At 71.0% G+C, this 24,205-nt stretch carries 25 protein-coding genes; 11 read left to right on the top strand and 14 right to left on the bottom strand.

Features of this window, described 5'->3' with window-relative positions; all coding sequences use genetic code 11:
* Positions 1-71 precede the first annotated feature (71 nt).
* The 3 genes from GTY47_RS38090 to leuA all read right to left on the bottom strand — a co-directional run bounded on the left by GTY47_RS38090 (position 72) and on the right by leuA (position 4,947).
* Positions 72-2,156: an MMPL family transporter gene (locus tag GTY47_RS38090; protein WP_040903437.1), complete on the bottom strand. Its 2,085-nt coding sequence runs from the start codon at positions 2,154-2,156 to the stop codon at positions 72-74.
* Between the two features lie 184 nt (positions 2,157-2,340).
* Positions 2,341-3,039, bottom strand: a complete 699-nt coding sequence (locus GTY47_RS38085; protein WP_010042104.1) for a TerB family tellurite resistance protein — start codon at positions 3,037-3,039, stop codon at positions 2,341-2,343.
* A 186-nt stretch (positions 3,040-3,225) separates the two neighbouring features.
* A complete protein-coding gene (leuA, locus tag GTY47_RS38080) occupies positions 3,226-4,947 on the bottom strand; it encodes a 2-isopropylmalate synthase (RefSeq protein WP_010042103.1) in 1,722 nt (573 codons plus the stop codon).
* A gap of 319 nt (positions 4,948-5,266) precedes the next feature.
* Between leuA and GTY47_RS38075 the strand changes: the two genes are divergently transcribed.
* The 3 genes from GTY47_RS38075 (at position 5,267) to GTY47_RS38065 (ending at position 8,009) form a co-directional block, all read left to right on the top strand.
* Positions 5,267-6,328, top strand: a complete 1,062-nt coding sequence (locus GTY47_RS38075; RefSeq protein ID WP_029181328.1) for a M4 family metallopeptidase — start codon at positions 5,267-5,269, stop codon at positions 6,326-6,328.
* Between the two features lie 20 nt (positions 6,329-6,348).
* Positions 6,349-6,615, top strand: a complete 267-nt coding sequence (locus tag GTY47_RS38070; protein ID WP_010042100.1) for a protealysin inhibitor emfourin — start codon at positions 6,349-6,351, stop codon at positions 6,613-6,615.
* Between the two features lie 71 nt (positions 6,616-6,686).
* Positions 6,687-8,009 carry a GH1 family beta-glucosidase gene (locus tag GTY47_RS38065; protein ID WP_010042098.1) on the top strand — a complete coding sequence of 441 codons (1,323 nt, stop codon included), beginning with the start codon at positions 6,687-6,689 and terminating at the stop codon, positions 8,007-8,009.
* Here GTY47_RS38065 and GTY47_RS38060 read toward each other — a convergent pair.
* The 3 genes from GTY47_RS38060 to GTY47_RS38050 form a co-directional block, all read right to left on the bottom strand.
* Positions 7,999-8,811, bottom strand: a complete 813-nt coding sequence (locus GTY47_RS38060) for an SAM-dependent methyltransferase (RefSeq protein WP_010042096.1) — start codon at positions 8,809-8,811, stop codon at positions 7,999-8,001. The two genes, GTY47_RS38065 and GTY47_RS38060, sit on opposite strands and share 11 nt — an antisense overlap.
* A 68-nt stretch (positions 8,812-8,879) precedes the next feature.
* Positions 8,880-9,131, bottom strand: a complete 252-nt coding sequence (locus tag GTY47_RS38055) for a DUF397 domain-containing protein (RefSeq protein WP_010042095.1) — start codon at positions 9,129-9,131, stop codon at positions 8,880-8,882.
* Complete coding sequence (locus GTY47_RS38050; protein WP_010042092.1) at positions 9,128-10,000, bottom strand: helix-turn-helix transcriptional regulator; 873 nt, start codon at positions 9,998-10,000, stop codon at positions 9,128-9,130. Before GTY47_RS38050 ends, GTY47_RS38055 begins: the two co-directional genes overlap by 4 nt.
* Before the next feature lie 246 nt (positions 10,001-10,246).
* Between GTY47_RS38050 and GTY47_RS38045 the strand changes: the two genes are divergently transcribed.
* The 6 genes from GTY47_RS38045 to GTY47_RS38020 all read left to right on the top strand — a co-directional run bounded on the left by GTY47_RS38045 (position 10,247) and on the right by GTY47_RS38020 (position 15,561).
* Complete coding sequence (locus GTY47_RS38045) at positions 10,247-10,699, top strand: ATP-binding protein (RefSeq protein ID WP_010042090.1); 453 nt, start codon at positions 10,247-10,249, stop codon at positions 10,697-10,699.
* A 135-nt stretch (positions 10,700-10,834) separates the two neighbouring features.
* Positions 10,835-10,948, top strand: coding sequence for a keywimysin-related RiPP (locus GTY47_RS38040; protein WP_107500549.1), 114 nt, complete (start codon positions 10,835-10,837; stop codon positions 10,946-10,948).
* A 109-nt stretch (positions 10,949-11,057) separates the two neighbouring features.
* Entirely contained in the window at positions 11,058-12,893 is a 1,836-nt protein-coding gene (locus tag GTY47_RS38035) for a lasso peptide isopeptide bond-forming cyclase (RefSeq protein WP_010042088.1), read from the top strand.
* Between the two features lie 13 nt (positions 12,894-12,906).
* Positions 12,907-13,287 (top strand): lasso peptide biosynthesis PqqD family chaperone, encoded by a 381-nt coding sequence (locus GTY47_RS38030; RefSeq protein ID WP_010042086.1) that lies wholly within the window; start codon positions 12,907-12,909, stop codon positions 13,285-13,287.
* The gene (locus GTY47_RS38025) at positions 13,284-13,757 is read left to right on the top strand and encodes a lasso peptide biosynthesis B2 protein (RefSeq protein WP_010042084.1); all 474 of its coding nucleotides are present in this window, start codon (positions 13,284-13,286) and stop codon (positions 13,755-13,757) included. The genes GTY47_RS38030 and GTY47_RS38025 overlap by 4 nt, the downstream gene beginning before the upstream one ends.
* On the top strand, positions 13,735-15,561 hold the full coding sequence (locus GTY47_RS38020; RefSeq protein ID WP_010042082.1) for an ABC transporter ATP-binding protein: 1,827 nt from the start codon (positions 13,735-13,737) through the stop codon (positions 15,559-15,561). Before GTY47_RS38025 ends, GTY47_RS38020 begins: the two co-directional genes overlap by 23 nt.
* A 40-nt stretch (positions 15,562-15,601) precedes the next feature.
* Here GTY47_RS38020 and era read toward each other — a convergent pair whose 3' ends face one another.
* The gene (era, locus tag GTY47_RS38015; RefSeq protein ID WP_086012539.1) at positions 15,602-16,564 is read right to left on the bottom strand and encodes a GTPase Era; all 963 of its coding nucleotides are present in this window, start codon (positions 16,562-16,564) and stop codon (positions 15,602-15,604) included.
* Positions 16,565-16,736: 172 nt separating this feature from the next.
* Here era and GTY47_RS38010 point away from each other — a divergent pair, with 172 nt between their 5' ends.
* Both GTY47_RS38010 and GTY47_RS38005 read left to right on the top strand, forming a co-directional pair.
* On the top strand, positions 16,737-18,047 hold the full coding sequence (locus GTY47_RS38010) for an ammonium transporter (RefSeq protein ID WP_010042078.1): 1,311 nt from the start codon (positions 16,737-16,739) through the stop codon (positions 18,045-18,047).
* On the top strand, positions 18,044-18,382 hold the full coding sequence (locus GTY47_RS38005) for a P-II family nitrogen regulator (protein ID WP_010042075.1): 339 nt from the start codon (positions 18,044-18,046) through the stop codon (positions 18,380-18,382). The genes GTY47_RS38010 and GTY47_RS38005 overlap by 4 nt, the downstream gene beginning before the upstream one ends.
* Before the next feature lie 22 nt (positions 18,383-18,404).
* On the opposite strand, the gene GTY47_RS38000 is transcribed toward GTY47_RS38005, so the two are convergent.
* The 7 genes from GTY47_RS38000 to GTY47_RS37970 form a co-directional block, all read right to left on the bottom strand.
* Complete coding sequence (locus GTY47_RS38000; RefSeq protein WP_010042073.1) at positions 18,405-18,881, bottom strand: hypothetical protein; 477 nt, start codon at positions 18,879-18,881, stop codon at positions 18,405-18,407.
* Positions 18,882-19,063: 182 nt separating this feature from the next.
* Positions 19,064-19,417, bottom strand: coding sequence for a hypothetical protein (locus GTY47_RS37995; RefSeq protein WP_010042071.1), 354 nt, complete (start codon positions 19,415-19,417; stop codon positions 19,064-19,066).
* 20 nt (positions 19,418-19,437) lie between these two features.
* Positions 19,438-19,797 (bottom strand): MmcQ/YjbR family DNA-binding protein, encoded by a 360-nt coding sequence (locus GTY47_RS37990; protein ID WP_010042069.1) that lies wholly within the window; start codon positions 19,795-19,797, stop codon positions 19,438-19,440.
* On the bottom strand, positions 19,794-21,098 hold the full coding sequence (locus GTY47_RS37985) for a hemolysin family protein (RefSeq protein WP_010042067.1): 1,305 nt from the start codon (positions 21,096-21,098) through the stop codon (positions 19,794-19,796). The genes GTY47_RS37990 and GTY47_RS37985 overlap by 4 nt, the downstream gene beginning before the upstream one ends.
* A gap of 7 nt (positions 21,099-21,105) precedes the next feature.
* Positions 21,106-21,603 carry an rRNA maturation RNase YbeY gene (ybeY, locus tag GTY47_RS37980; protein WP_010042065.1) on the bottom strand — a complete coding sequence of 166 codons (498 nt, stop codon included), beginning with the start codon at positions 21,601-21,603 and terminating at the stop codon, positions 21,106-21,108.
* A gap of 14 nt (positions 21,604-21,617) precedes the next feature.
* On the bottom strand, positions 21,618-22,685 hold the full coding sequence (locus GTY47_RS37975; protein ID WP_029181327.1) for a PhoH family protein: 1,068 nt from the start codon (positions 22,683-22,685) through the stop codon (positions 21,618-21,620).
* 344 nt (positions 22,686-23,029) lie between these two features.
* Entirely contained in the window at positions 23,030-24,166 is a 1,137-nt protein-coding gene (locus tag GTY47_RS37970) for a PfkB family carbohydrate kinase (RefSeq protein ID WP_010042061.1), read from the bottom strand.
* Positions 24,167-24,205 lie beyond the last annotated feature (39 nt).

Below are 24,205 nucleotides of genomic sequence, written 5' to 3'. Positions count from 1 at the left end.
GGGCGGCACGGGTGGGCGATGGGGGTACCCCCCTGCTCGAGCGAAGCCGAGAGCTCGGGGGAGGCACCCCGCTACGCCGGGCTGCGAACCCGCCCCCGCTCGGCAACAGCGGGCGGTTCCGGTGCGCGCGACAGCCGTCCCGGCCACCAAACCCGCCGCCGCAACAGCACACTCGCCGTCGTCACCAGATACGTCCGCACCAGGAACGTATCGAGCAGCACCCCCACCGCGATGACGAATCCGAGCTCGACGAGCCCGACCATCGGCAACGTCGTCAGCACGGCGAAGGTCGCCGCGAGCACCACACCCGCGGAGGCGATGACCCCACCGGTCGTACGCAACGCGGTGAGCGCGGCCGCCTCCGGCTCGACGCCCTTCACGGACTCCTCCCGCATCCGGTGCATCAGGAAGATCCCGTAATCCACACCGAGCGCGACCAGGAACACGAACGACAGCAGCCCCAGCCCGGGATCCGTACCGCCGAAGCCGAACACCGGCTCGAACACCAGCCCCCCGATGCCGAGCGCCGCACCCCACACGGCCACCACCGCCGCCAACAGCAGCAACGGCGCGACGAGACTGCGCAACAGCCCGACGAGGATGACGAACACGGCCCCCAGCACCAGCGGCACGATCACCTTCCGGTCCCGGGACTCGCTGTCGGCCAGGTCGATCTGCTGCGCGCTGGGACCACCGACATAGGCGCCCGCGGGGTCGAGCCGGGCCCGCAGGGCCTCGATGGTCCGGGTCTCGGCCGGAGTCTCGGGCGAGGCGGTCGTGAAGACCGCGATCTCGGTCCACCCCGAGCCACTGCGCCCGGCAACCACCTCGGCGACACCGTCGGTCGCACGGGCCCGCTCCACAGCCGTGCCGGCCCGCTCGTCGGGGGCGATGACCGTCACCGGCCGGCTGCTGCGCTCCGGATACTCCCGCGCCAGCGTCCGCATCGCGGCGATCGACTCGGGCCGCTCCGTGAAGGAGTCCTCCTGCTTGATGCTCCCGGACAGATTCAGCGTGCCGAGCGCCAGCGCACCGAGCAGCGCGGCCCCACCGACGAGCACGGTGACGGGCCTGCGCGTCGCCGAGGTCCCCATCGCGGCGAACAGCGACCGGCGCGCCCTAGGCTCGCTGCCGAACGCGGGGATCAGCGGCCAGAAGACCCGCCGCCCGAGCAGCACCAGCACGGCGGGCAGCAGGGTCGTCATGGCGACCAGCGCGGCGAGCACCCCGACCATGCCGACCGGTCCCATGCCGCTGCTGCTGTTGAGGTCGGCGGCGAGCAGGCACAGCAGCCCGGCCCCGACGGTCCCGGAGGAGGCGAGGATCGCCGGTCCGCAGCCGCGCAGGGCGGCGCTCATGGCGTCGTACGGCCGCTCGTGGCGCCGCAGTTCCTCGCGGTAGCGGGAGATGAGCAGCAGCGCGTAGTCGGTGCCGGCGCCGAGGACGAGCACGGTCATCACGCCGCCGCTCTGGCCGGTGACGGTGACGTCGAACAGTTCGTGGAGCCCGTACCCGGCGGCCATCGACACGGCGGCGGCGACGCCCGCGACGGCGAGCGGCACCAGCCACAGGAACGGGCTGCGGTAGATCAGGATCAGCAGGACGGTGACTACGGCGAGCGTGGCCAAGAGCAGGGTGCCGTCGATCGTCTCGAACACCTTGCTCATGTCGGTGTTCAACGCCCCGGGCCCGCCGACCTCGACGCTCAGCCCGCCGCTGCCCTCGGCGATCTCCCGCACGCCGTCCACGAAGGCGTTCCGGGCCTCCTCGTCCTGGCCGGGCTGGGTGCTGGACACCGGGTACATCAGGGTGGTGCCGTCCTCGGACGGCACGCCGTGCGGCTCGCCGGTCAGGTCGTAGGCGCCGCGCACCTCGGCGACCTGCTCGGCGGCCGTGCGCCGGTCGGCGTCGGTCAGACCGCCGTCCCGGTGGTACACGAGCACCAGGTCGGTGGACTCGCCTCCCGGCAGCCGGTCCTGGATCCGCGCGACCTGCGTGGAGTCGGCGCTGTCGGGCAGGTAGTCGACGGCGCGGTTCTGCTGGATGCCGGCGAACTTCCCGGCGAGCGGCCCGACCAGCACGAGGGCGGCGAGCCACAGCCCGACCACCACCCAGGGCACGGTTCGCCGCCGTGCGGTTTTCCTTGTGTCCCCCACTGTTCGGGCTCCCTCCGGTCCGGGTGTCTGGAACGGTCTCCAGACTCCCGGCGCGCGGGGGCCGATGCGTCGGACCCGAGGCCGAGTCGGGGGTTACTGCGGAGGGCGGTACGGGCGGCGGATTACTCCCCGGGGAGTAACGCCCGGGGAGCGACGCCGGGGAGTGCCCGGCAGGGGCGCTGCCCTACGACGGCGTCCGTGCCGCCTCCGCCAGCACCCGTGTCACGTCGTCCGAGCAGATGGTGAGCGCCGCCCCCACCGTCGCGAGCACGTCCCGCTCGGCGGGCGTGTACGGCCCGTCCGCCAGGGCGATACGGGCCCCCTGGAGCAGGATCGATTCGCGGCCGACCGTGGCGAGGTGCGGGGCGAGCGGGTCCAGCGCCTCGTGCAGCTCTATGGCCAGCCCCGCACCGCAGGGCTCCCCGGTGATCCGGCCGGTGTCCGCCTCCAGCGCCTCCACGAGGGCGGCCAGCTGTTCCTCCGTGCAGTCGTCGAAGCCGGCCGCGCGCACGGCGAGCACCGCGGCCTCCAGCGCCGGACGGGAACCGGCGCCGCCCGCGGCCAGCACGGCGAGGGCGACGGTGTGCACGGCGTCGCGGAGCATCGCGGAGAAGCGGGTGGTGGTCGGATGGTCGAGGACGTCCGTGCCGAAGTGGCGGCGGCAGGCGGCGCACTCCACGACCGGGCCGGTCTCACCGCGCGGCAGCACGGGCAGGCCGAGCAGGGTGAAGCGGCGTTGTCCGGTCAGCCGCTGGTAGTTGCGGTCGCCGCCGCAGCCGGGGCAGAAGAACTCCCCGTCACCGGCGGGCGTCCACGCGGTACGGGTGCCCAGGATGCTCGAAAACCTGGCGGCATGGCCGTTTCGTCCCCGTCCTGGCAGCACGTCGCACCTCCGTCACGCCGCACGGCAGCGTCGCCGCGCTTGCGTGATGTTAGCCACATCCGTGAGGAGGAGTCAGTACCCCGGAGGAGACCTTTCCGTGACCCTCACAGGGATTGGCCGGTATGCGACGGGGCTCCGCCCGCCGGACAACGGCGGACGGAGCCCCTGAACCCTCGTCGGGACAGGTCAGCGCGTCGCCCGGTTGACGGCCGAGACGACCGCCTTCAGCGAGGCCCGCGTGGTGTTCGCGTCGATTCCGATCCCCCACAGGACCTTGTCGTCGATCGCGCACTCGATGTAGGAGGCGGCCTGCGCGGAGGCGCCCTCGCTCATCGTGTGCTCCTGGTAGTCCAGCAGGCGTACGTCGATGCCGACGGACTGGAGCGCGTCGAAGAAGGCCGAGATCGGGCCGTTGCCGGAACCGGACAGGACGGTGTCCTGGCCGTCGACCGTGGCCTCCACCGTCAGCGTGTCCACGCCGTCGGTGTCGGTCGTCGACTGGTTGTTCTTGACCTGGATCCGGCCCCACGGGTTCTCGGGGTTGGGCAGGTACTCGTCCTGGAAGACGGCCCAGATGTCCTTCGGCGTGACCTCGCCGCCCTCGGCGTCCGTCTTCGCCTGGATGATCTTCGAGAACTCGATCTGCATCCGGCGGGGCAGTTCCAGCTTGTGGTCGTTCTTCAGGACGTACGCGATGCCGCCCTTGCCGGACTGCGAGTTGACCCGGATGACCGCCTCGTAGGAGCGGCCGACGTCCTTGGGGTCGATCGGCAGGTACGGGACGGCCCACTCGATGTCGTCGACGGTGACGCCCTTGGCCTTCGCGTCGGCCTCCATGGCGTCGAAGCCCTTCTTGATGGCGTCCTGGTGGGAGCCGGAGAAGGACGTGTAGACCAGGTCGCCCACGTACGGGTGGCGCGGGTGGACCTCCATCTGGTTGCAGTACTCCCACGTGCGACGGATCTCGTCGATGTCGGAGAAGTCGATCTGCGGGTCGACGCCCTGCGAGAAGAGGTTCATGCCCAGGGTGACCAGGTCGACGTTGCCGGTGCGCTCGCCCTGGCCGAACAGGCAGCCCTCGACGCGGTCGGCACCGGCCATCAGGGCCAGCTCGGCTGCGGCGACGGCCGTGCCGCGGTCGTTGTGGGGGTGGACGGACAGGCAGACGTGCTCGCGGCGGGAGAGGTTGCGGCCCATCCACTCGAAGCGGTCCGCGTGGGTCGACGGGGTCGAACGCTCCACCGTGGCGGGCAGGTTGAGGATGATCTCGCGGCCCGGGCCGGGCTGCCAGACGTCCATGACCGCCTCGCAGACCTCCAGCGCGAAGTCCAGCTCGGTGTCGGTGAAGATCTCCGGCGAGTACTGGTAGCCGAACTCCGTCTCCGGGCCCAGCAGCTTCTCCGCGTACTCCATGACCAGCCGCGTGCCGTCGACGGCGATCTGCTTGATGTCGTCCTTGGAGCCCCGGAAGACGACCCGGCGGAAGACGGGGGCGGTGGCGTTGTAGAGGTGGACGGTCGCGCGCTTGGCGCCCTTCAGGGACTCCACCGTGCGCTCGATCAGGTCCTCGCGGGCCTGGGTCAGTACGGAGATGGTGACGTCGTCGGGGATGGCCCCGGGCTCTTCGATGATGGAGCGCACGAAGTCGAAGTCGGTCTGGCCGGAGGCCGGGAAGCCGACCTCGATCTCCTTGTAGCCCATCTTGACCAGCAGGTCGAACATCGCGCGCTTGCGGGCGGGCGACATGGGGTCGATCAGGGCCTGGTTGCCGTCACGCAGGTCGGTGGAGAGCCAGCGGGGGGCGGCGGTGATGCGGTTGTTCGGCCAGGTGCGGTCCGGGATGTCGACCTGCTCGTAGCGGCCGTACTTGTGGATCGGCATGGAACTGGGCTGCTGGCGGTTCGCCATGATGCGGGGGCTCCTCAGAGTGTCCGGAAGGACGGCCGACGACGCAGCACCAAGCTCCGCGGGGAGGGAGTCGGCCTCGACTACAGGCCCTCGCCGCGGCAGCTAAGGAGAAGCAGCCCGAAACGCATGATGCGCAGCATGCTAGCCGAGGCCCTCCGGGTGCGCGGGTCCGTATCAGTATGCGGGACCGGGCGCACATACGGGACAAAAAGTGCGCTATACCACTTCGCCACGGAGGGTGAAGGCCCTTGTCCCGGTATTTCACCAATCATGGTGGCGACTAGTGACAGCTCCGTCACGCAGTGCAAGGGTGCCGGGCATGACGACTCACGGGGGCTTCGAGCCCGTCTTCTGCACCATCGTTCCACCGCATGTCCTCGACAAGCTCGCCCAGGCCGAGGACCCCGCGCTCGCCGGGCCCGCCCGCCGCACGCTGCAGCGCGACGCCTTCGAGCGCACCCAGCGCCGCCTCACCACGGTCATCGGCGCGACCGCCGTCACCGGGGTCGCCGACGGCAAGCCGCAGCGGACCATCCACGACGCCCGGCACGGCACCGACCTGCCCGGCCACAAGGTCCGCGGCGAGGGCGACAAGCCCGGCAAGGACGCCACCGTCAACCGCGCCTACGCGGGCCTCGGCGCCACCTTCGAGCTGCTCTGGCGGGCGTACCAGCGCGACTCCATCGACGGCGGCGGCCTGCCCCTGAACGCGACCGTGCACTACGACCGCGACTACAACAACGCCTTCTGGAACGGCGAGCAGATGGTCTTCGGCGACGGGGACGGCGAGATCTTCCTCGACTTCACCATCCCGATCGACGTCATCGGCCACGAACTGGTCCACGGCGTCACCCAGTACACGGCCAACCTCACCTACTTCGGTCAGCCCGGCGCGCTGAACGAGTCCCTGTCGGACGTCTTCGGCTCGCTCATCAAGCAGTACACGCTGGGCCAGACCGCCGCCGAGGCGGACTGGCTGATCGGCGCGGGCCTGCTCGCCCCACGGGTGACGGGCAAGGCGCTGCGCTCCATGAAGGAGCCGGGCACGGCGTACGACGACGACGTCCTGGGCAAGGACCCGCAGCCGGCCACGATGGACGACTTCGTCCGCACCGGCCGCGACAACGGCGGTGTCCACATCAACTCGGGCATCCCGAACCACGCCTTCTACCTGGCGGCCACGGCCCTCGGCGGCCACGCCTGGGAACGCGCGGGACAGGTCTGGTACGACGTGCTGACCGGCGGCGAGCTGAAGCAGCAGGCGATGTTCGCCGACTTCGCCACGCTCACCGTCAAGGCCGCGCGGGAGCGGTTCGGCGACGGGGAGGAGCTGGACGCCGTGTCGAAGGCCTGGGAGCAGGTCGGGGTGCGGACCCTGTAGTTCCGTACTAGACAGGTGCCATGCGGATTCAGGTGAGGCGCACGGGCGGGTTCGCGGGCATCGAACGGCATGCCGAGGTGGACACCTCCGGCCGCCCCGATGCCCCCGAATGGCACGCCCTGGCCGAGAAGGCGTTCGCCGCCGGACGGAGCACTCCGCCGATCGGCGTTCCGGACGGCTTCGGCTACCAGATCACGGTGGACGGCAAGACGGTGTACTGCGCGGACCCCCGGCTGACCGAGGAGCAGCGGAAGCTGATCTCCCGGGTGCTGAAGGAGGGGGCGTGACAGGCGGGGGCAACAGGTGCTCCGCGGCGGCCTGTTGACTTCTGTTACCGGCGGTACGGATGATCCAGCGCATGGCGACTGACGCAGGCAATCCGATCCCCCGCTTCCCGGCCGGCTTCCTCTGGGGCGTGTCGACCTCGGCGCACCAGATCGAGGGCGCGGCGGACGAGCGCGAGCCCTCCGTGTGGGACGCCTTCACGGCCGAGCCGGGCCGGGTGAAGGACGGCTCGACGGCGGTGGTGGCCTGCGACCACTACCACCGCCACCGCGAGGACGTGGCACTGCTGGCCGGCCTCGGCGTGAACGCGTACCGCTTCTCGGTGTCCTGGCCGCGCGTGCGCTCCGAGAAGGGCCTGGACTTCTACGACCGGCTGGTGGACGACCTGTGCGCGGCCGGGATCCGCCCGGTGCCGACCCTGTTCCACTGGGACCTGCCGACGGACCTGGACTGGCTGGAGCGGGACACGGCGGCGCGTTTCGCCGAGTACGCGGCCCTGGTCGCCGGCCGCCTGGGAGACCGGGTGACGAAGTGGATCACCCTCAACGAGCCCGCCGAACACACCCTGCTGGGTCACGCCCTGGGCGTGCACGCGCCGGGCAGGCAGCTGCTGTTCGACGCGCTCCCGGCCGCCCACCACCAGCTGCTGGCCCACGGCCTGGCCGTCCGGGCCCTGCGCGCCTCGGGCGTCACGGACATCGGCATCGCCAACTCGCACGGCCCGACCTGGGCCGCGTCGACCGAGGCGGCGGACGCGGAGGCGGCCGAGTTCTACGACGTGCTGCTGAACCGACTGTTCGCGGACCCGCTGCTGCTGGGCCGCTACCCGGACGGCATCGGCGAGCTGATGCCCGGGGACGTCGCGGCCGACCTGAAGGTGATCGCCGAGCCGGTCGACTGGTACGGCGTCAACTACTACGCGCCGACGCGGGTGGGCGCCCCGCAGGGCACCGACATCACCTTCGGCGGCGTCGCCATGCCCGCCGAACTCCCCTTCTCCGTACGGGAGATCACGGGCCACCCGGTCACCGACTTCGGCTGGCCGGTCGTGCCCGAGGGCCTGACCGAGCTCCTCACCACCTTCCACGACCGCTACGGCGACCGGCTCCCGCCCGTCGTCATCACCGAGAACGGCTGCTCGTACCCGGACGTCGACGACCAGGACCGCATCGCCTATCTGGACGGCCACATCCGGGCCCTGCACCGGGCGCTGGAGGCGGGCGTCGACGTACGCGGCTACTTCGTGTGGTCCCTGCTCGACAACTTCGAGTGGGCGGAGGGCTACGCCCGCCGCTTCGGCCTGGTCCACGTCGACTTCGAGACCCTGGAGCGGACCCCGAAGTCGTCGTACCGCTGGTACCGGGAGGTGCTGCGGGCCCAGGGAACTACGGTTTGACGCCCACCCCGGTCCACAGGCTGACCTCGGCGTCCGTCGGGGCGTCGCCGTCGGTGGCGTCGGGCCGCCAGCGGTGGCCGACGGTGACACCGGGGTCGAGCAGCTCCAGGCCGTCGAAGAAGCGGGTGACGTCCGCCCGGGAGCGGAACTGCACCGGCGTCCCGGCCGAGGTGTAGATCTCGGTGACCTTCTGCCAGGTCGACGGGTCGAAGTCGGGCGTGCAGTGGCTCAGCGCCAGGGCGCTGCCCGAGGGCAGGACGTCCAGCAGCCGGCGCACGATGCCGTACGGGTCCTGGGCGTCGGTGACGAAGTGCATCAGCGCGTTGAGGGAGAGCGCGACCGGGCGGCTCAGGTCGAGGACCTCGGCCAGTTCGGGTGCGGTCAGCAGCGCCTGGGGGTCGTTGACGTCCGCCTCTATGTACGTCGTACGGCCCTCGGCCGTGCTGCGCATCAGGCGCTCGGCGTACTTGAGGACGAGGGGGTCGTTGTCGGCGTAGACCACGCGGGCGTCGGGGACCACGGACTGGGCCACCTGGTGCAGGTTGGGCTCGGTGGGGATGCCGGTGCCGATGTCCAGCCACTGGCGGATGCCGTGCTCGCGGGCGAGGACGCGGGTGGCCCGGTGCATGAAGGCGCGGTTCTCGCGGGCGCAGACGAAGATGGCGGGGTAGGCCTCGGCGACCCGCTCGGCCGCCTGCTTGTCCACCTCGAAGTGGTCCTTGCCGCCCAGGTAGTAGTCGTACATGCGGGCGGAGTGCGGCCTGCTGGTGTCGATGTCCCGTGACGCGTGCGAGTGGGTCATGCCGTGCCTCTCGGTGGGGGGTGGTGGTGCGGGTCCGGCTCGGTGGGGGTTGTGGGGATCGCGGGGGTTCAGAGGGCCGTGAGATGGTCGGCGAGGCCCTGCTTGACGCCCGCGACGAACGCGGTGATCTCCTCGGGCGTGTAGATCAGCGCCGGACCGGCGGGATCGGCCGACTGCCGAACCGCCACGCGGCCGTCGGCCAGTTGCTTGGTCTCCACGCACTGGCCCCCGTTGGGGCCGCTCCACGGACGTTCCCAGCCCTGTTCCCCGAGGTCCGACGCGGGCATCCCGTTGTACACGGCGCCCTCGGCGATGGTCATGAGTACTCCTTCCGCATGCGGTTCAACAGCGCCTTGCTGTCCGCTGACGAGGTCTTCAGCGACAGCCGGTTGTGGGCCTCCAGATGGGCCACGACGTCGGCGCGCTGGTCGAGGTAGACGGACGCGGAGAGGATCTCGCTGTAGACAATGTCGGGCAGCTCCCGCTCCTCGAACCGGAAGTAGGTGAAGGGCGCGCACGCCCCGACGTGGGCGCCCGCCGTGAACGGCACGATGTCGACGCTGACGTGCTCCAGCTCGGACGCCTCCAGGAGCCGGTCGATCTGCTCGCGCATCACCTCGGGGCCGCCCACCACCCGGTGCAGCACGGCCTCCTCCATCACCACCCACAGCGTGGGCGCGTCCGGCTTCGTGAGCAGGCTCTGGCGGCGCAGCCGCAGCTCCACGCGCCGCTGGAGGTCCTCGTCGTTGTCGTTCGGGAAGCCGCCGCGCAGCACGGCACGGGCGTACCCGGGTGTCTGGAGCAGTCCCGTGACGTACTGCGGCTCATAGGTGCGCAGTGTTCTCGCGCCGGTCTCCAGGCTCACGTAGGCGGTGAACCAGGACGGCATCACATCGCGGTACGGGTGCCACCAGCCGGGCTCGTTGGCCCGCTCGGCCAGACTGACGAACTCGTCGATCTCCTGCTGCTCAGCCCCGTAGGTCTGGAGCAGCTTCTCGACGTAGAGGATCTTCAGGCCGACCTCGGCCTTCTCCAGGCGGCGGATGGTCAGCGGCGTGACGCGCAGGGCCTTGGCCGCGTCGTCGAGGGACAGGCCCGCGGTCTGCCGGGCCTCCTGGAGGCGGCGTCCCAGGATCATGCGGAGAACGGTGGGCGCGCCGGCGCCGGTGCCTGATCGCGCGTCGTTCACGCCCGTGCCTCCTGAGGGGTCGTCACCGGTGCAAGCCTGACAGGGACTTGATCGTCCGCCAAGCGGCCCGGAGCAGCGATACCTTCCTTCTGAAATTATCAGGCAGATGGTTGCAGCGTGAACTGCTCTACGAGCATAGTTACTTGTGTGAACAGGGCGCCGGAATCCCCAAGTCCCCTTCCGGGCGGTCCGTTTCGCGCCTCGCCCCTTCCTTGACTGCGCCCACCCCCACGGAAGGCGAATGCCGTGTCCCCCCACACGACTTCCACTCCCCGGTTCCTGGACGCGGTGCGCCCGGGCCGCACCCACTGGCTGGAGCTGCCGTCCCACCGGACCAGCGTCAGAGTCGCCCGTCATGCCACGCAGGCGCGGCTGGACTCCTGGCAGGTGCCCGACGAGGCGTGCGCGAACGCCGTCCTGGTGGTGTCCGAGCTGGTGACCAACGCCGTTCTGCACACGCCCGGCGAGCGGATCCTGTGCGGCGTGGGCCGGATGACGGCGGAACGCTTCCGGCTGGAGGTGCACGACGGCGACCTCACGGGCCGCGGCATCCCCGACTGCCGCCCCGCCCTCGACGACGAGGGCGGCCGTGGCCTGCTGCTCGTACGGGAGATAGCCGACAGCTGGGGAGTCACCCGCTCACCCCTCACGGGGGGCAACGCGGTGTGGGCGAGCCTGGCGACGACCCAATGCCCCTGAGAAGTCCTAAAGGTTGAATCAGTAACGTTATCTGGCTCTTTGGTCAAACCAGACTTTTTGGCCAATCACCCCATTTGGTGTCATGGTGGAAGAGACAACCGATAGCGACGCGCGCAGTTCAGGAGGTGCAACGACATGCGCACCTACGAGCGTCCGACGCTGACTGCGGTCGGCTCCTTCCGCAAGACCGGTCTGGGCTTCAGGGACGGGCCGGAGAGGTTCTGGTTCTTCCGGAGGAGGTTCTTCTGATCCGCCGGTTGTTCCGCCGGTGCGGGATCTCCGAGGGGTGGCAGGGCGTCAGTCCTGCCGCCCACATCTCTTGATCGCTTCAGGGCTCGGGGTACAGGAAGGGACCGGCATGGTCGATTTTCCTGGTTCCGGCGAGGGTCCGGGCTGGTTCGTCGTCCTTCCGGACTGTGCTTCGGCGGCCCGGGTGTCCGCCGCACTTCGCACCCGGAAGGTCCAGGAGGTCAGCCACCCGTCGGGACGGCCGTGGCTGCTCGGCCACTGGTCTCCCGGTGCCATGGCCGTCGGCGAGGCGGGCCGGACGAAGATCGCAGTCGTCGGTGAACACGCCGTCACCGCCGACCGGCTCACCCCGGCGGCCGACCGGATCCGGACGATCAGCGACCTGGACGGTCTGGCCCGCGGCCTGGCCGGGAGTTGGCATCTGGTCGCTTCGGTCGCCGGACGGGTGCGTGTCCAGGGGAGCGTCACCGGCTTTCGGCGGGTGTTCCACGCCAGGCTCGAGGACACCACCGTGGCCGCGGACCGGGCCGACGTCTTGGCCGCTCTGCTCGACGCGGAGGTCGACGAGCAGCGGCTGGCGGCCCGCCTGCTGAATCCGTGCGCGCCGCACCCGCTGGCCGGCGAACCGGTGTGGCGTGGTGTGGGCGCCCTGGGGATCGGCCGCTACCTGGCGCTCGACGCCGACGGCCGGGGACGGCCCGTCGCGTGGTGGGCGCCTCCCGAGCCGGTGGTGCCGATGGCCGAGGGCGCGTCGGCGTTGCGGAAGGCACTGTCGGCGGCGGTGGAGGTCCGCGTCCGGGGCCGGGACGTGGTGAGCTGCGATCTGGGCGGCCTGGACTCGACCTCGGTGTGCGCTCTGGCCGCACGCGGCACGGCGAAGGTCATCGCCTACACCGCCGACGGTCTCGACCCCCTGTGCGACGACGTGACCTGGGCGCGCCGGACGGTCGCGAGACTGGGCGACGTCGGTCACCACGTCATCGCCGGAGACCAGTTGCCGATGGTGTACGAGGGCCTCCGGGACGTGGACGAGCGCTTCGACGAGCCGTGCCCGGCGATGATGCATCCCAGCCGCTGTCTGCTCATTCCGCGGCTTGCTGCGGCACAGGGCTCCCGCATACACCTGACGGGCTTCGGCGGGGACGAGTTGCTCTCCGGCTCGCCGGCGCATCTGCACACGCTGGCACGGACCCACCCCAGGATCGCGTGGCAGCGCCTGCGCGGCTTCGCCGCCCAGGGCCCGTGGCCGTACCGGGAAGCACTGCGGCAGTTGTGGGACAACAGCTCCTACCGGACGTGGCTCGGCCGAGCCGGCGACCTGCTCACCGCCGTACCGCCCCCCTTGGAGACGCCCGCGCTGGACTGGGGGACGCCGCCACGGCTCCCTCCATGGGCGACGCCGGACGCCGTCGCGGCCGTACGCGAACTGATCCGCACCGCGGCGCGTACCGCCGAACCACTGGCCGAGAGGCGCGGGCAGCACATCGAGCTGGAAGCCATGGGGAACAACTCCCGCATGGTCCGGCAGGTGGGCCAGATGGCCAGCCGCGCCGGGCTCACCCTCGCCGCCCCCTACTACGACGACCGGGTGGTCGAAGCGGGCCTGGCGGTGCGGCCGCAGGACAGGATCACCCCCTGGCAGTACAAGCCGCTCATCGTCGAGGCGATGCGCGGCATCGTTCCCGACGAGAGCCTGACCCGTCACACCAAGGACGAGGGTTCCTACGAGGCGGAGGTCGGGATGCGGGAACAGCGTGCCGAGTTGCTGGCCCTGTGCGAGGACTCCCGGCTGGCTCGGTTGGGTCTGATCGACGCGAAGGTGCTGCGCGAGACGTGCGGCCGGCCGCTGCCCCCGAGCCTGCCTTTCGACGCGCTGTACCAGACCGTGGTGTGCGAGATGTGGCTGCGCACGCTGGAAACCGCCACCACCGCTGTTCCGGGCTGAATGGAGACGGCCGATGGCGTTCAAGCTGCGTGAGGGTGTGTTCACGGCCGAGACCGACTACGGGATCGCGATCCTCGACGAGGACCGCAACCAGTACTGGACGCTCAATCCCAGCGCCGCCGTCGCCTTGCACACGTTGCTGGCGGGCGGCAGCGAAGACGACGCCGCGCAGACGCTCAGCGCGGAGTACGCGGTGGACATCGGCACGGCGCGGCGGGACGTCCGGGACCTGGTCGGCGGACTGTACTCGGCGGGCCTGGGCGAAGCGGACAGCGACGGGCCGGGAGAGGGCGCCCGAGCTCCGACGGCCCGGCCCGTCGGGCTGGTGCGGCGGCGGATGGGCGGCCGATGGCCGCACCTGCGCGGCCGGCGTGCGGGGAGGGAGCGGCGATGACCTCACCGGAGGTGATCTTCCACGACCCGCGCTCGGTTCCTCTGCGGCGCCGGATCCCGGTCCGGCTCGCCGTGGGAGCAGCGCGGCTCCTGGCCCGTCAGCGCCCCCGGCGCATACGGGCCGCGCTGGAGTGGCTGCGCCGGGGCGCCCGTCCGGCCACCCTCGGGCAGACCCGGGCCGCCCGGGACTCCGTGGTCGCGGTCAGCCTCGCGTGCGGGGGGCGGGAAGGGTGCCTGCCCCGGTCGCTCGCCACGGTCCTGCTGTGCCGCCTGCACGGCCAGTGGCCCACCTGGTGCGTGGGCGCGCGGCGCCTGCCGCCCTTCGGTGCGCACGCCTGGGTGGAGGCGGAGGGGGTGCCGGTGGGAGAGGAGCACCCGCCCGACTACTTCCGCCCCCTGTTCACCGTGCCCTGCGTTCCTGGTTCCGTCCGCCGTGAGGCCGTGATCCATGAAGCCCCGAGCGACGGGTGAGACCGACGAGCGGAGCCGGACCGCGCCGCGGGACTTCCTGCGCCTGCTGCACGGCCACCGGCGGTGGGTGGCTCTCGCCGTCCTGCTGACACTGGGAGCCTCCGCTCTGAGCCTGGCCCAACCGCTGCTGGTCAAGCAGGTGATCGAGTCGACCACCTCCGGCAGCGCGATCGGGACCGCCCTGGTGCTGCTCGTCGTCCTCTTCCTCGCCCAGGCACTGGTGCAGGGCCTCGCCCAGTTCGTCCTGGCCCGGACGGGCGAAGGGATCGTCCTGGGGATCCGGCTCGGCCTGATCAAGCACGTGCTGCGGTTGCCCATGGCCGTCTACGACCGCCACCGCATAGGCGATCTGATCTCGCGCACCAGCACCGACAGCACGACCTTGCGGCTGCTCGTCGCGGAGGGCTTCACCGAAGCGATCACCGGTGTCATCGGGCTGATCGGTGTCGTGGCGCTGATGATCTGGCTCGACTGGTTGATGTTCCTCGTCGTGCTGGGCATGGTGGCGATCGCCACCATGATCGTCGTCTCGGTGCTGCACGGCATCGAGGTGGCGTCGCTGTCCACGCAGCGGGCGACGGGTGCGATGACCGCTGATCTGGAGCGCGCGCTCGGTGCCATCCGCACGGTCCGGGCCAGCCGCGCCGAGCAGCGCGAAACCGACCGCATCGCGGATGGCGCCCGATCGGCGTACGCGGGAAGTGTGCGGATGGCGAAGCTCGACGCCGTGGTGGCACCGGCGATCCAGCTGGCCGTCAAAGGATCCTTCGTCGTCGTGCTGCTCATCGGCGGCATGCGGGTCGCCGACCGGCAGGGGTCGATCGCCGATCTCGCCGCCTTCCTGCTGTACATGATCTATCTGGTGGAGCCGATCGGCATGCTGTTCCAGTCCCTCAGCACCATGGAGCAGGGCGTGGGCGCGTACCGCAGGGTCACGGAAGTGCTGGAGCTGCCCACGGAGCAGGACGCCGTGTCGGGAGCCGGAGCTCCGGTGTCCCGCCCGGCGGGGGGCAGCGGCGGCCGGTCACGGGCGCCCGCGCTGGAGTTCCGTGACGTGTGGTTCGGCTACGAACCGCGCCGTCCCGTCCTGCGCGGCGTGACCTTCGAGGCACCGGAGCACTCCCACGTGGCCCTGATCGGCAGCTCGGGAGTCGGAAAGTCCACCGTGTTCGCGCTGATCGAGCGGTTCTACGACCCGGACAGCGGCCACATCCTTGCCGAGGGCCGTGACATACGGGCGAGCGGCCGGGCCGAACACCGGGCCCGGATCGGCCTGGTGGAACAGCATGCCCCGGTGCTGTACGGCACACTGCGGGAGAACCTGATGTACGCCGTCCCGGACGCTGAACCGGAGGAGCTCGACCGGGTGGTCGAGCTGGCGCACCTGTCGGACCTGATCACCCGTCTGCCGCGGGGCCTGGACACCGACGCCGGTGAGCACGGCATGGCGCTCTCCGGTGGTGAGCGCCAGCGGATCGCCATCGCCCGTGCTCTGCTGGCCCGGCCGCGTCTGCTCCTGCTGGACGAGCCGACCGCCCATCTGGACGCGGTCAGCGAGGCGGCGCTGCGCAGGTCGATGCGGGAAGCCACGCGGGAGTGCACGTTGCTCGTGATCGCGCACCGCATGTCCACCATCCACGCCGCGGACCTGATCGTCGTCCTCGACGCCGGCCGGGTCGTCGCCACGGGCAGCCATGGGGAGCTCCTCGACAGCAGTGAGCACTACCGGTCGCTCCTCCGCGCTCAGCAGACCGGGGATCTCCGCGTGCCGCGCACGGCCGGCCTGAAGGGCGGCGCCGGGTGACCGTCCGCGTGACGTCCCACCGGCACGGGAAGCCGGCTCCTCAGAACCCCAGCTTGCGCAGCTGCCTCGGGTCCCGCTGCCAGTCCTTCGCGACCTTCACGTGGAGGTCCAGGAACACCGGTGTCCCGAGGAGTGCCTCGATCTGTTTGCGGGACTTGATGCCGACCTCCTTCAGACGCTTGCCCTTGGGGCCGATGATGATGCCCTTCTGGCTGGGGCGCTCGATGTAGACGAAGGCGTGGATGTCGAGCAGGGGCTTGTCGGCGGGGCGGTCCTCGCGGGGGAGCATCTCCTCGACGACGACGGCGATGGAGTGCGGGAGCTCGTCGCGGACGCCCTCCAGCGCGGCCTCCCGGATCAGCTCCGCGATCATGACCTGCTCGGGCTCGTCGGTCAGGTCGCCCTCGGGGTAGAGCGCCGGGCCCTCCGGCAGGAGGGGGACGATCAGGTCGGCCAGCAGGCCCACCTGCTTGTCGCCGACCGCCGACACCGGGACGATCTCCGCCCACTCGAAGCCCAGCTCCTTGCCGAGCTGGTCGATCGCGATGAGCTGCTCGGCGAGCGCCTTGCCGTCCACCAGGTCCGTCTTCGTGACGATCGCGATCTTCGGCGTCTTCTTGATGGACGCGAGTTCCTTCGCGATGAAGCGGTCGCCGGGGCCGAGCTTCTCGTTCGCCGGCAGGCAGAAGCCGATCACGTCCACCTCGGCCCACGTCGTGCGCACGACGTCGTTCAGCCGCTCGCCCAGCAGCGTGCGCGGCTTGTGCAGCCCCGGGGTGTCGACCAGGATCAGCTGGGCGTCCGGGCGGTGCACGATGCCCCGCACGGTGTGCCGCGTCGTCTGCGGCTGGTTCGCCGTGATCGCCACCTTCTGGCCGACCAGAGCATTCGTGAGGGTGGACTTGCCCGCGTTGGGACGGCCCACGAAGCAGGCGAAGCCAGCCCGGTGGACAGCTTCGGCCGGCTCTTCGGATGACTGGGTACGAACGCTCATGGCGCCCATTCTCCCTGATCCACAGAGCCCCGCCGCACAGGCGCCCGAACGCCGCCCGGCCCGTGAGGTTCCGGAAACCCGCAGGCAACGAAACGTCACGGAAACACACTCGTACGCAACCGGAAACGCAGGCCGGTGAACCTCTGACGAGCCCCCGGAGCCCCACCTCGTTGGAGACACCGTGCCTCTGGCCGCCGCAAGCGCCGACACCGGCGACACCGCCTGGCTGCTCGCCGCCACCGCCCTCGTCCTGCTGATGACCCCGGGCCTGGCCCTGTTCTACGGCGGCATGGTCCGCACGAAGAGCGTGCTCAACATGCTGATGATGAGCTTCGTGTCGATCGCCCTGGTGACGGTGGTGTGGCTGGCCGCCGGCTACTCCCTCGCCTTCGGCGAGGACGCCGCGGGCGGGCTCATCGGCGGGCTCGACCACGCCGGCATGAGCGGCCTCGGGCCGGACAGCGTCCAGGGCACGGTCCCCACCCTCCTGTTCGCCACCTTCCAGCTCACCTTCGCGATCATCACCGCCGCCCTGGTCAGCGGCGCGGTCGCCGACCGGGCGAAGTTCGGGGCGTGGCTGGTCTTCGTGCCGGTGTGGGCGCTGCTCGTATACGTTCCGGTCGCGCACTGGGTCTGGGGCCCGGGCGGCTGGATCCTCGACCGGCTCGGTGCCCTCGACTTCGCCGGCGGACTGCCCGTGGAGATCGTCTCCGGTGCCTCGGGGCTCGCGTTGTGCCTGGTCCTGGGCCCGCGACTGGGCTTCAAGAAGGACGCCATGCGCCCGCACAACCTGCCCATGGTGATGCTGGGCGCCGGTCTGCTCTGGTTCGGCTGGTTCGGCTTCAACGCCGGCTCGGCCCTCGGCGCCAACGGCCTCGCGGCCGCCGCGTTCCTCAACACCCTCGCCGCGGGCTGCACCGGCCTGCTCGGCTGGCTCTTCGTCGAGCAGAAGCGCGACGGCCACCCCACCACCCTGGGCGCCGCGTCCGGCGCGGTCGCGGGCCTGGTCGCCATCACCCCGTCCTGCGGTTCGGTGTCCCTGCTCGGCGCCCTGGTCGTCGGCCTCACCGCCGGTGCCGTCTGCAGTTACGCCGTGAGCTGGAAGTTCAAGCTGAACTACGACGACTCCCTCGACGTCGTCGGCGTCCACCTGGTCGGCGGTGTCATCGGCACGCTCCTCATCGGCGTCTTCGCCGTGGAGTCGATGACGGGCGGCGCCGAGGGCCTCCTCTACGGCGGCGGCCTCGGCCAGCTCGGCAAGCAGCTGCTGGCCGTGGTCGTGGTGGCGGTGTACGCGTTCGGTGTGACGTACGGGATCGGCAAGCTGATCGACGCCACGATGGGCTTCCGCGCGAGCGAGGAGCAGGAGCAGACGGGCCTGGACCTTACGGTGCACGCCGAGACGGCCTACGATCACGGGGTCCTGGGCCACGGCGCCCCGGTCTCCTCCTCCGTCGTCTCCTCCGCCCAGAAGGTCACCCCCCAGGCATGAAGCTCATCACCGCGATCGTCAAGCCGTACCGCCTCGACGAGATCAAGAACGCCTTGCAGGAACTCGGCGTGCAGGGCCTGACCGTGAGCGAGGCCAGCGGCTACGGACGGCAGCGCGGCCACACCGAGGTGTACCGCGGCGCCGAGTACCAGGTCGACCTGGTGCCGAAGGTCCGGATCGAGGTCGTCGTCGAGGACGCGGACGCCGAGGCCGTCATCGACGCGGTCGTGAAGGCCGCGCACACCGGCAAGATCGGCGACGGCAAGGTGTGGGCGCTGCCCGTGGACACGGTCGTGCGGGTGCGGACGGGCGAGCGCGGGCCGGACGCGCTGTAGGTCGCGCCCGGCCCGGCCGGGATCAGTCGAACACGAACGGGCCCGGCGACTGCGGCCCGGTCGCCGTGCAGGTGATGGTGATGCCGAAGACGGTCATCTTCAGCGAGCCGCCGAAGGCCTCCAGGCTGTCGCCGGAAGCCACGGTGCCGCTGAGGGGGCCGACCTCGACGGGGGCGCCGGCGGCCATCGCCGGGTTCTCCGTGCCGGTGAAGTCGACGGTGCCGCCGCCGGTCTTCACCAGGGTGAGGGTGGACGCGATCGAGTCCTCGCCGAGGCCGATCGGCGCGGTGATCGCGGACGACTTGACGGTGACGGTGGCGGCGGTGCCGTCCTGCGTGGCCGTGAGCGTGGCCTCGCCACTGCCGAAGGTGCCGCAGTCGGCGCTGATCGTCGCCGTCTGAGGGGTGACGGCGAGTGCGGCGGGGGCGAAGGCGAGCCCGGTGACCGCGAGGGCACCGGCCGCCAGGGCCGCGCCCGCTCCGATTCGCTTGCATCTCATGGGATTACGGTTCCCTTTCCGTGTGGGGGGACCGCTCGGCACGTGGATGCGGACACACTGCCGAGAGCCGAACCTGACGGTCCGTCGGAACTGACGGTTCCATTGATGCGGCTGGGGCAGACGGCGGCAAGGTTGAAATCTCGCCTAATTACCGCCGGTTACAGCGAAGTTCGGCCAGCACGTCAGCCGGCGGTCACCGTGGCACGGACCGTCCCGTCGGGCCCGGCGATCAGTACCGGCGTCCCCGCCCCACCGAGATCCCGTACCGCCGCCCGGTCCTCGGCGGACGCCGTCTCCGCCTCCGTCACGACCGCCGCCGCCTCCAGCGACGTCGCGCCCGAGGCCACCGCCATCGCCACCGCCGTCTGGAGGGCACTGAGCCTCAGGGAGTCGAGGGCCACGGTCCCCGCGACATACGTACGTCCGGTCTCGTCCCGTACGGCCGCCCCCTCGGGCACGCCGTTGCGGGCCCGTGCGGAACGGGCCAGGGTGACGATCTTGCGGTCCTCGGGGTCGAGCGCGCTGCTGTCGGTCATGATCCGAGCATACGTAAGCGTCAGGACCGGTCGAGGCGGAGGCGGTCCGCTCGCGGCAGGCCCGCGACGACGAGGTCGTAGGAGTCCTCGACGAGCTCCCGGACCAGCCGGTCCGGGAGTCCCCCGTCGGCCGTGACCGTGTTCCAGTGCCGCTTGTTCATGTGCCAGCCGGGGACGATCAGGCCCTCGTGCTCGCGGCGCAGCCGGATCGCGTCGTCCGGGTCGCACTTGAGGTTGACCTTCAGGGGACGCGCGTCGAGGTGCGACAGGGCGAAGAGCTTGCCCTGGACCTTGAAGACCGAGATCTCCGGGCTGAACGGGAAGTCCTCGACCGCCGCGTTGAACGACAGGCAGAACGCGCGCAGTTCCTGCGGAGTCATTCCGGCTTCTCCTCCTCGGGGGGATCCGCCGGATCCACCGGCTCCACCAGCACGGTCACGATCTTGTTCCGGCGGCCGGCCGCGGCCTCAGCGGTCAGGCGCAGTTCCCTGCCGTCCGGGAGACCGACGACGGACGACGCACCGGCGATGGGAACCCGGCCCAGCGCCTTCGCCAGCAGACCGCCGACCGTCTCGACGTCCTCGTCGTCGAACGCCTCCAGGCCGTACAGCTCGCCCAGGTCGCCGATGTCCAGGCGGGCAGTGACCCGGTAGCGGTCCTTGCCGAGGTCCTCCACCGGCGGCAGTTCGCGGTCGTACTCGTCGGTGATCTCGCCGACGATCTCCTCGAGGATGTCCTCGATGGTGACGATGCCGGCGGTGCCGCCGTACTCGTCGACGGCGACGGCGACGTGGTTGCGCTCCTTCTGCATCTCGCGCAGCAGGTCGCCCGCGTTCTTGGTGTCGGGCACGAAGAACGCCGGGCGCATCGCCGTGGACACCTGCTCGGACTCGGCCTCGCGGCTGATGTGCGTCTTGCGGACCAGGTCCTTCAGATACACGATCCCGACGATGTCGTCCTCGCTCTCGCCGGTCACCGGGATCCGCGAGAAGCCGGAGCGCAGGGCGAGGGTGAGGGCCTGGCGGATGGTCTTGAAGCGTTCGATGACCACCAGGTCCGTGCGCGGGACCATGACCTCCCGGACGAGGGTGTCGCCCAGCTCGAAGACCGAGTGCACCATGCGGCGCTCCTCGTCCTCGATGAGCGATTCCTTCTCGGCGAGGTCGACCAGCGCGCGCAGCTCCGCCTCGGAGGCGAAGGGCCCCCGGCGGAAGCCCTTGCCGGGGGTGAGCGCGTTGCCGATGAGGATGAGCAGCGACGGGATCGGGCCCATGATCCGGGCCAGCGGCACCAGGACGTACGCCGAGAGCGTCGCCGTGTTCAGCGGGTGCTGGCGGCCGATGGTGCGCGGGGAGACGCCGACGGCGACGTACGACACGAGGACCATGACCGCGATGGCGATCAGGAGGGCCTCGGTCGTGCCGTCGAACTCCTTCAGGCAGCCGTAGGTGATCAGCGCGGCGGCGGCCATCTCGCAGGCGACGCGGACCAGCAGCGCCACGTTCAGGTAGCGGGTCGGGTCGGCGGCGACCTGGGACAGCTTGGCGCTGCCGCGGCGGCCGGAGCGCACGGCCTCCTCCGCGCGGAAGCTGGAGACGCGCGCGAGGCCCGCCTCCGCGCAGGCGGCGAGCCAGGCCACGACGACCAGGGCGACCGCGCCCAGGGCGAGTTGGGGACTCATCGGCGGCTCAGGAGACCGTCGGCGCCGGGGACGGGCCGGTCAGGCCCCGCTCCGCGCGCCAGCCGTCCACGATGGCCGCCTGGAGGCCGAACATCTCGGCCTTCTCGTCCGGCTCCTCGTGGTCGTAGCCGAGCAGGTGCAGCACGCCGTGGACGGTGAGGAGCTGGAGCTCCTCGTCCATGGAGTGCTGCGTGTCCGCTTCCTTGCCCTGCTTCTCGGCGACCTCGGGGCACAGCACGATGTCGCCGAGCAGCCCCTGCGGCGGCTCGTCGTCGTCCTTGGACGGCGGGCGCAGCTCGTCCATCGGGAAGGACATGACATCCGTGGGGCCCGGCAGGTCCATCCACTGGATGTGGAGCTGCTCCATGGCGTCGGCGTCCACGACGATCACCGAGAGCTCGGAGAGCGGGTGGATGCGCATCCGCGCGAGCGCGTAACGGGCGATGTCGAGGATCGCCTGCTCGTCGACCTCGGTGCCGGACTCGTTGTTGACGTCGATCGACATGGTGCTGTGTGTGTCTACTTCCCCTTGTGCCCGGCCTTGCCGCGGCTCTTGTGCGCGCCGTTCTGGGTGCCGTGCTTGGTGTCGTACTGCTCGTACGCATCGACGATACGGCCCACGAGCTTGTGCCGGACGACATCGTGGGACGACAGCCGGGAGAAGTGGACGTCATCGACGCCGTCCAGGATGTCCTGCACCTGGCGCAGACCGCTCTTCGTCCCGTCCGGGAGGTCGACCTGCGTCACGTCACCCGTGATCACGATCTTCGAGTCGAAGCCGAGGCGGGTGAGGAACATCTTCATCTGCTCGGGGCTCGTGTTCTGGGCCTCGTCCAGGATGATGAAGGCGTCGTTGAGCGTGCGGCCGCGCATGTAGGCGAGCGGCGCGACCTCGATCGTGCCCGCCGCCATCAGCCGGGGGATGGAGTCCGGGTCGAGCATGTCGTGCAGCGCGTCGTAGAGCGGGCGCAGGTACGGGTCGATCTTCTCGTAGAGCGTGCCCGGGAGGAATCCGAGCCGCTCTCCGGCCTCGACCGCCGGGCGGGTCAGGATGATGCGGTTGACCTGCTTGGACTGCAGGGCCTGCACCGCCTTGGCCATCGCCAGGTAGGTCTTGCCGGTGCCGGCGGGGCCGATGCCGAAGACGATCGTGTGCTTGTCGATCGCGTCCACGTAGCGCTTCTGGTTGAGCGTCTTGGGGCGGATCGTGCGGCCTCGCGAGGACAGGATGTTCTGCGTGAGCACCTGGGCCGGGGTCTCCTGGCCGTCGCTCTCCCCGTTCTCGCTCGCCTTGAGCATGGCGATCGAGCGTTCCACTGCGTCCTCCGTCATCGGCTGTCCGGTGCGGAGCACCAGCATCATCTCGTCGAACACGCGGGCGATGAGGGCGACGTCCACGGGGTCGCCGACCGCGCTGATCTCGTTGCCCCGGACGTGGATGTCGGCCGCCGGGAAGGCCTTCTCGATCACGCGCAGGAGGGAGTCGCCGGAACCCAGCACGGTCACCATGGGGTGCTGGGCGGGGACGGTGAACTGCGCTCTCGCCTGCTCCTGCGCGGGGGTGTGAGCTGTGGGTGTCTGAGTCATGGGCCGGCGCTGAAGGCCTGCGGTTCCTCCTCTTCACGGCCGCGTAGCTGAGGGCGGCCTCGCGATTCCCAGGGTACGACGGGGGACTGACAACGCCGTAGGGGTTTTGGGGGCGGGGTTGGAAACGGGGGCGACAGGCCGTGGCAACCGACCGCTTCGGGGATGACGGCGGCTCTTGACCGGTTGATCCGGGGCGGCGGTGCCTGGCGGCCGAGTGATTCGGGGCGGCCGTGCCACCCGGCTGACCGCTTCGGGGGCGACGGCGGCTCTTGACGGGGTGATTCGGTGGCGGGTGGGCACAGGCCGGGGGTCCAGGGAGCGGAGCCCCCTGGGAGGCCAGGAGGTCACGCCGAGCGCCGGAAGCCGATCGTAGGTACGGCCCGCCGCAGCGGCCAGGGCCTCATCAACTCCTCCGACACCAGCCCTGCAAGGAACCCGTACCGCTGCAGGGCCTCCGGATCCTGCCCCTCGACCGACTGCACCCTCCGCCACCACGCCGCGATCTCCGACCACCCCGGCGCCGACAACGACCCCCCGAACTCCTGCACCGACAGCGCCGCCGTCAGCCCGGCGAAGGCCAGCCGGTCCGCCAGCGGCCAGTCCGCCAGGGTCCCGGTCACGAACCCGGCGACGAACACGTCCCCCGCCCCGGTCGGATCGAGCGCCTCGACCTCGATCGCCGGAACCTCCGCCGTCTCCCCCGTACGCCGGTCCACCGCGTACGCCCCGTCCGCCCCGAGCGTGACGACCGCGAGCGGCACGTGGTCGGTCAGCGCGTGCGCCGCCGCCCTGGGGCAGTCCGCGCCCGTGTACCGCATGGCCTCCTCCGCGTTCGGCAGGAACGCCTCGCAGTGCCGCAGGTCGGGCAGCGCCGCCAGGTCCCACGCGCCGGTGTCGTCCCAGCCGACGTCGCCGAAGACCCGGGTGCCCTTGCTCGCGGCCTGGGCGATCCAGGGCGCGCTGACGCCGGGGGCGAGGGAGGCGACGGCGGCACGCGCGCGCGGCGGGCACTCGGGGGCGGGCTCCTCCGGGGGCGGCTCATGGCCGTGCGAGACCATCGTGCGCTCCCCCTCGTAAGCCATGGAGACCGTCACCGGGGAGTGCCAGCCGGGCACCGTGCGCGACGCGGAGAGGTCGATGCCCTCGCCGTGCTCCAGGGCGTCCCAGCAGTAGTCGCCGTAGTGGTCGTCGCCGAAGGCCGCCGCGAGGGACGTGCGCAGGCCGAGGCGGGCCAGGGCGGTGGCCATGTTGGCGGCGCCGCCGGGGCTCGACCCCATCCCGCGTGCCCAGGACTCGGTCCCGCGCACCGGGGCGGAGTCGAGCCCGGTGAAGATGATGTCGAGGAAGACGGTGCCGGTGAGATAGACGTCCCAGGGCGGGTCGTCCGGCGCGCGCAGCGGGGCGAGCGGATCGACCTGACTCTGGCGGTGCGATCCCTTTCCGGCCGGGCCCTTTCCGGCCGGGGCGGTGGACGCGATCACGATGCGCTCCCTGACGTGGTGCGGTTCAGGCCAGTGTGC

Source organism: Streptomyces sp. SID5464, assembly GCF_009862985.1.
Classification (GTDB): Bacteria; Actinomycetota; Actinomycetes; order Streptomycetales; family Streptomycetaceae; genus Streptomyces; species Streptomyces chartreusis_D.
The sequence above is the reverse complement of the archived record's forward strand: the minus strand, read 5'-3'. Positions and strand labels throughout refer to the sequence as shown.

Bases quoted from the DNA above. Each gene is read 5' to 3' on its own strand.
- leuA (WP_010042103.1), bottom strand. From the start codon at position 4,947: ATGGCGAACCGCCAGCAGCCCAGTTCCATGCCGATCCACAAGTACGGC.
- GTY47_RS38035 (WP_010042088.1), top strand. From the start codon at position 11,058: ATGGTCGATTTTCCTGGTTCCGGCGAGGGTCCGGGCTGGTTCGTCGTC.
- GTY47_RS38020 (WP_010042082.1), top strand. From the start codon at position 13,735: ATGAAGCCCCGAGCGACGGGTGAGACCGACGAGCGGAGCCGGACCGCG.
- GTY47_RS37985 (WP_010042067.1), bottom strand. From the start codon at position 21,098: ATGAGTCCCCAACTCGCCCTGGGCGCGGTCGCCCTGGTCGTCGTGGCC.
- GTY47_RS38000 (WP_010042073.1), bottom strand. From the start codon at position 18,881: ATGAGATGCAAGCGAATCGGAGCGGGCGCGGCCCTGGCGGCCGGTGCC.
- era (WP_086012539.1), bottom strand. From the start codon at position 16,564: ATGGGCGCCATGAGCGTTCGTACCCAGTCATCCGAAGAGCCGGCCGAA.
- GTY47_RS38005 (WP_010042075.1), top strand. From the start codon at position 18,044: ATGAAGCTCATCACCGCGATCGTCAAGCCGTACCGCCTCGACGAGATC.
- GTY47_RS38065 (WP_010042098.1), top strand. From the start codon at position 6,687: ATGGCGACTGACGCAGGCAATCCGATCCCCCGCTTCCCGGCCGGCTTC.
- GTY47_RS37995 (WP_010042071.1), bottom strand. From the start codon at position 19,417: ATGACCGACAGCAGCGCGCTCGACCCCGAGGACCGCAAGATCGTCACC.
- GTY47_RS38025 (WP_010042084.1), top strand. From the start codon at position 13,284: ATGACCTCACCGGAGGTGATCTTCCACGACCCGCGCTCGGTTCCTCTG.
- GTY47_RS38060 (WP_010042096.1), bottom strand. From the start codon at position 8,811: ATGACCCACTCGCACGCGTCACGGGACATCGACACCAGCAGGCCGCAC.
- GTY47_RS38040 (WP_107500549.1), top strand. From the start codon at position 10,835: ATGCGCACCTACGAGCGTCCGACGCTGACTGCGGTCGGCTCCTTCCGC.
- GTY47_RS38070 (WP_010042100.1), top strand. From the start codon at position 6,349: ATGCGGATTCAGGTGAGGCGCACGGGCGGGTTCGCGGGCATCGAACGG.
- ybeY (WP_010042065.1), bottom strand. From the start codon at position 21,603: ATGTCGATCGACGTCAACAACGAGTCCGGCACCGAGGTCGACGAGCAG.
- GTY47_RS38030 (WP_010042086.1), top strand. From the start codon at position 12,907: ATGGCGTTCAAGCTGCGTGAGGGTGTGTTCACGGCCGAGACCGACTAC.
- GTY47_RS38055 (WP_010042095.1), bottom strand. From the start codon at position 9,131: ATGACCATCGCCGAGGGCGCCGTGTACAACGGGATGCCCGCGTCGGAC.
- GTY47_RS37975 (WP_029181327.1), bottom strand. From the start codon at position 22,685: ATGACTCAGACACCCACAGCTCACACCCCCGCGCAGGAGCAGGCGAGA.
- GTY47_RS38075 (WP_029181328.1), top strand. From the start codon at position 5,267: ATGACGACTCACGGGGGCTTCGAGCCCGTCTTCTGCACCATCGTTCCA.
- GTY47_RS37990 (WP_010042069.1), bottom strand. From the start codon at position 19,797: ATGACTCCGCAGGAACTGCGCGCGTTCTGCCTGTCGTTCAACGCGGCG.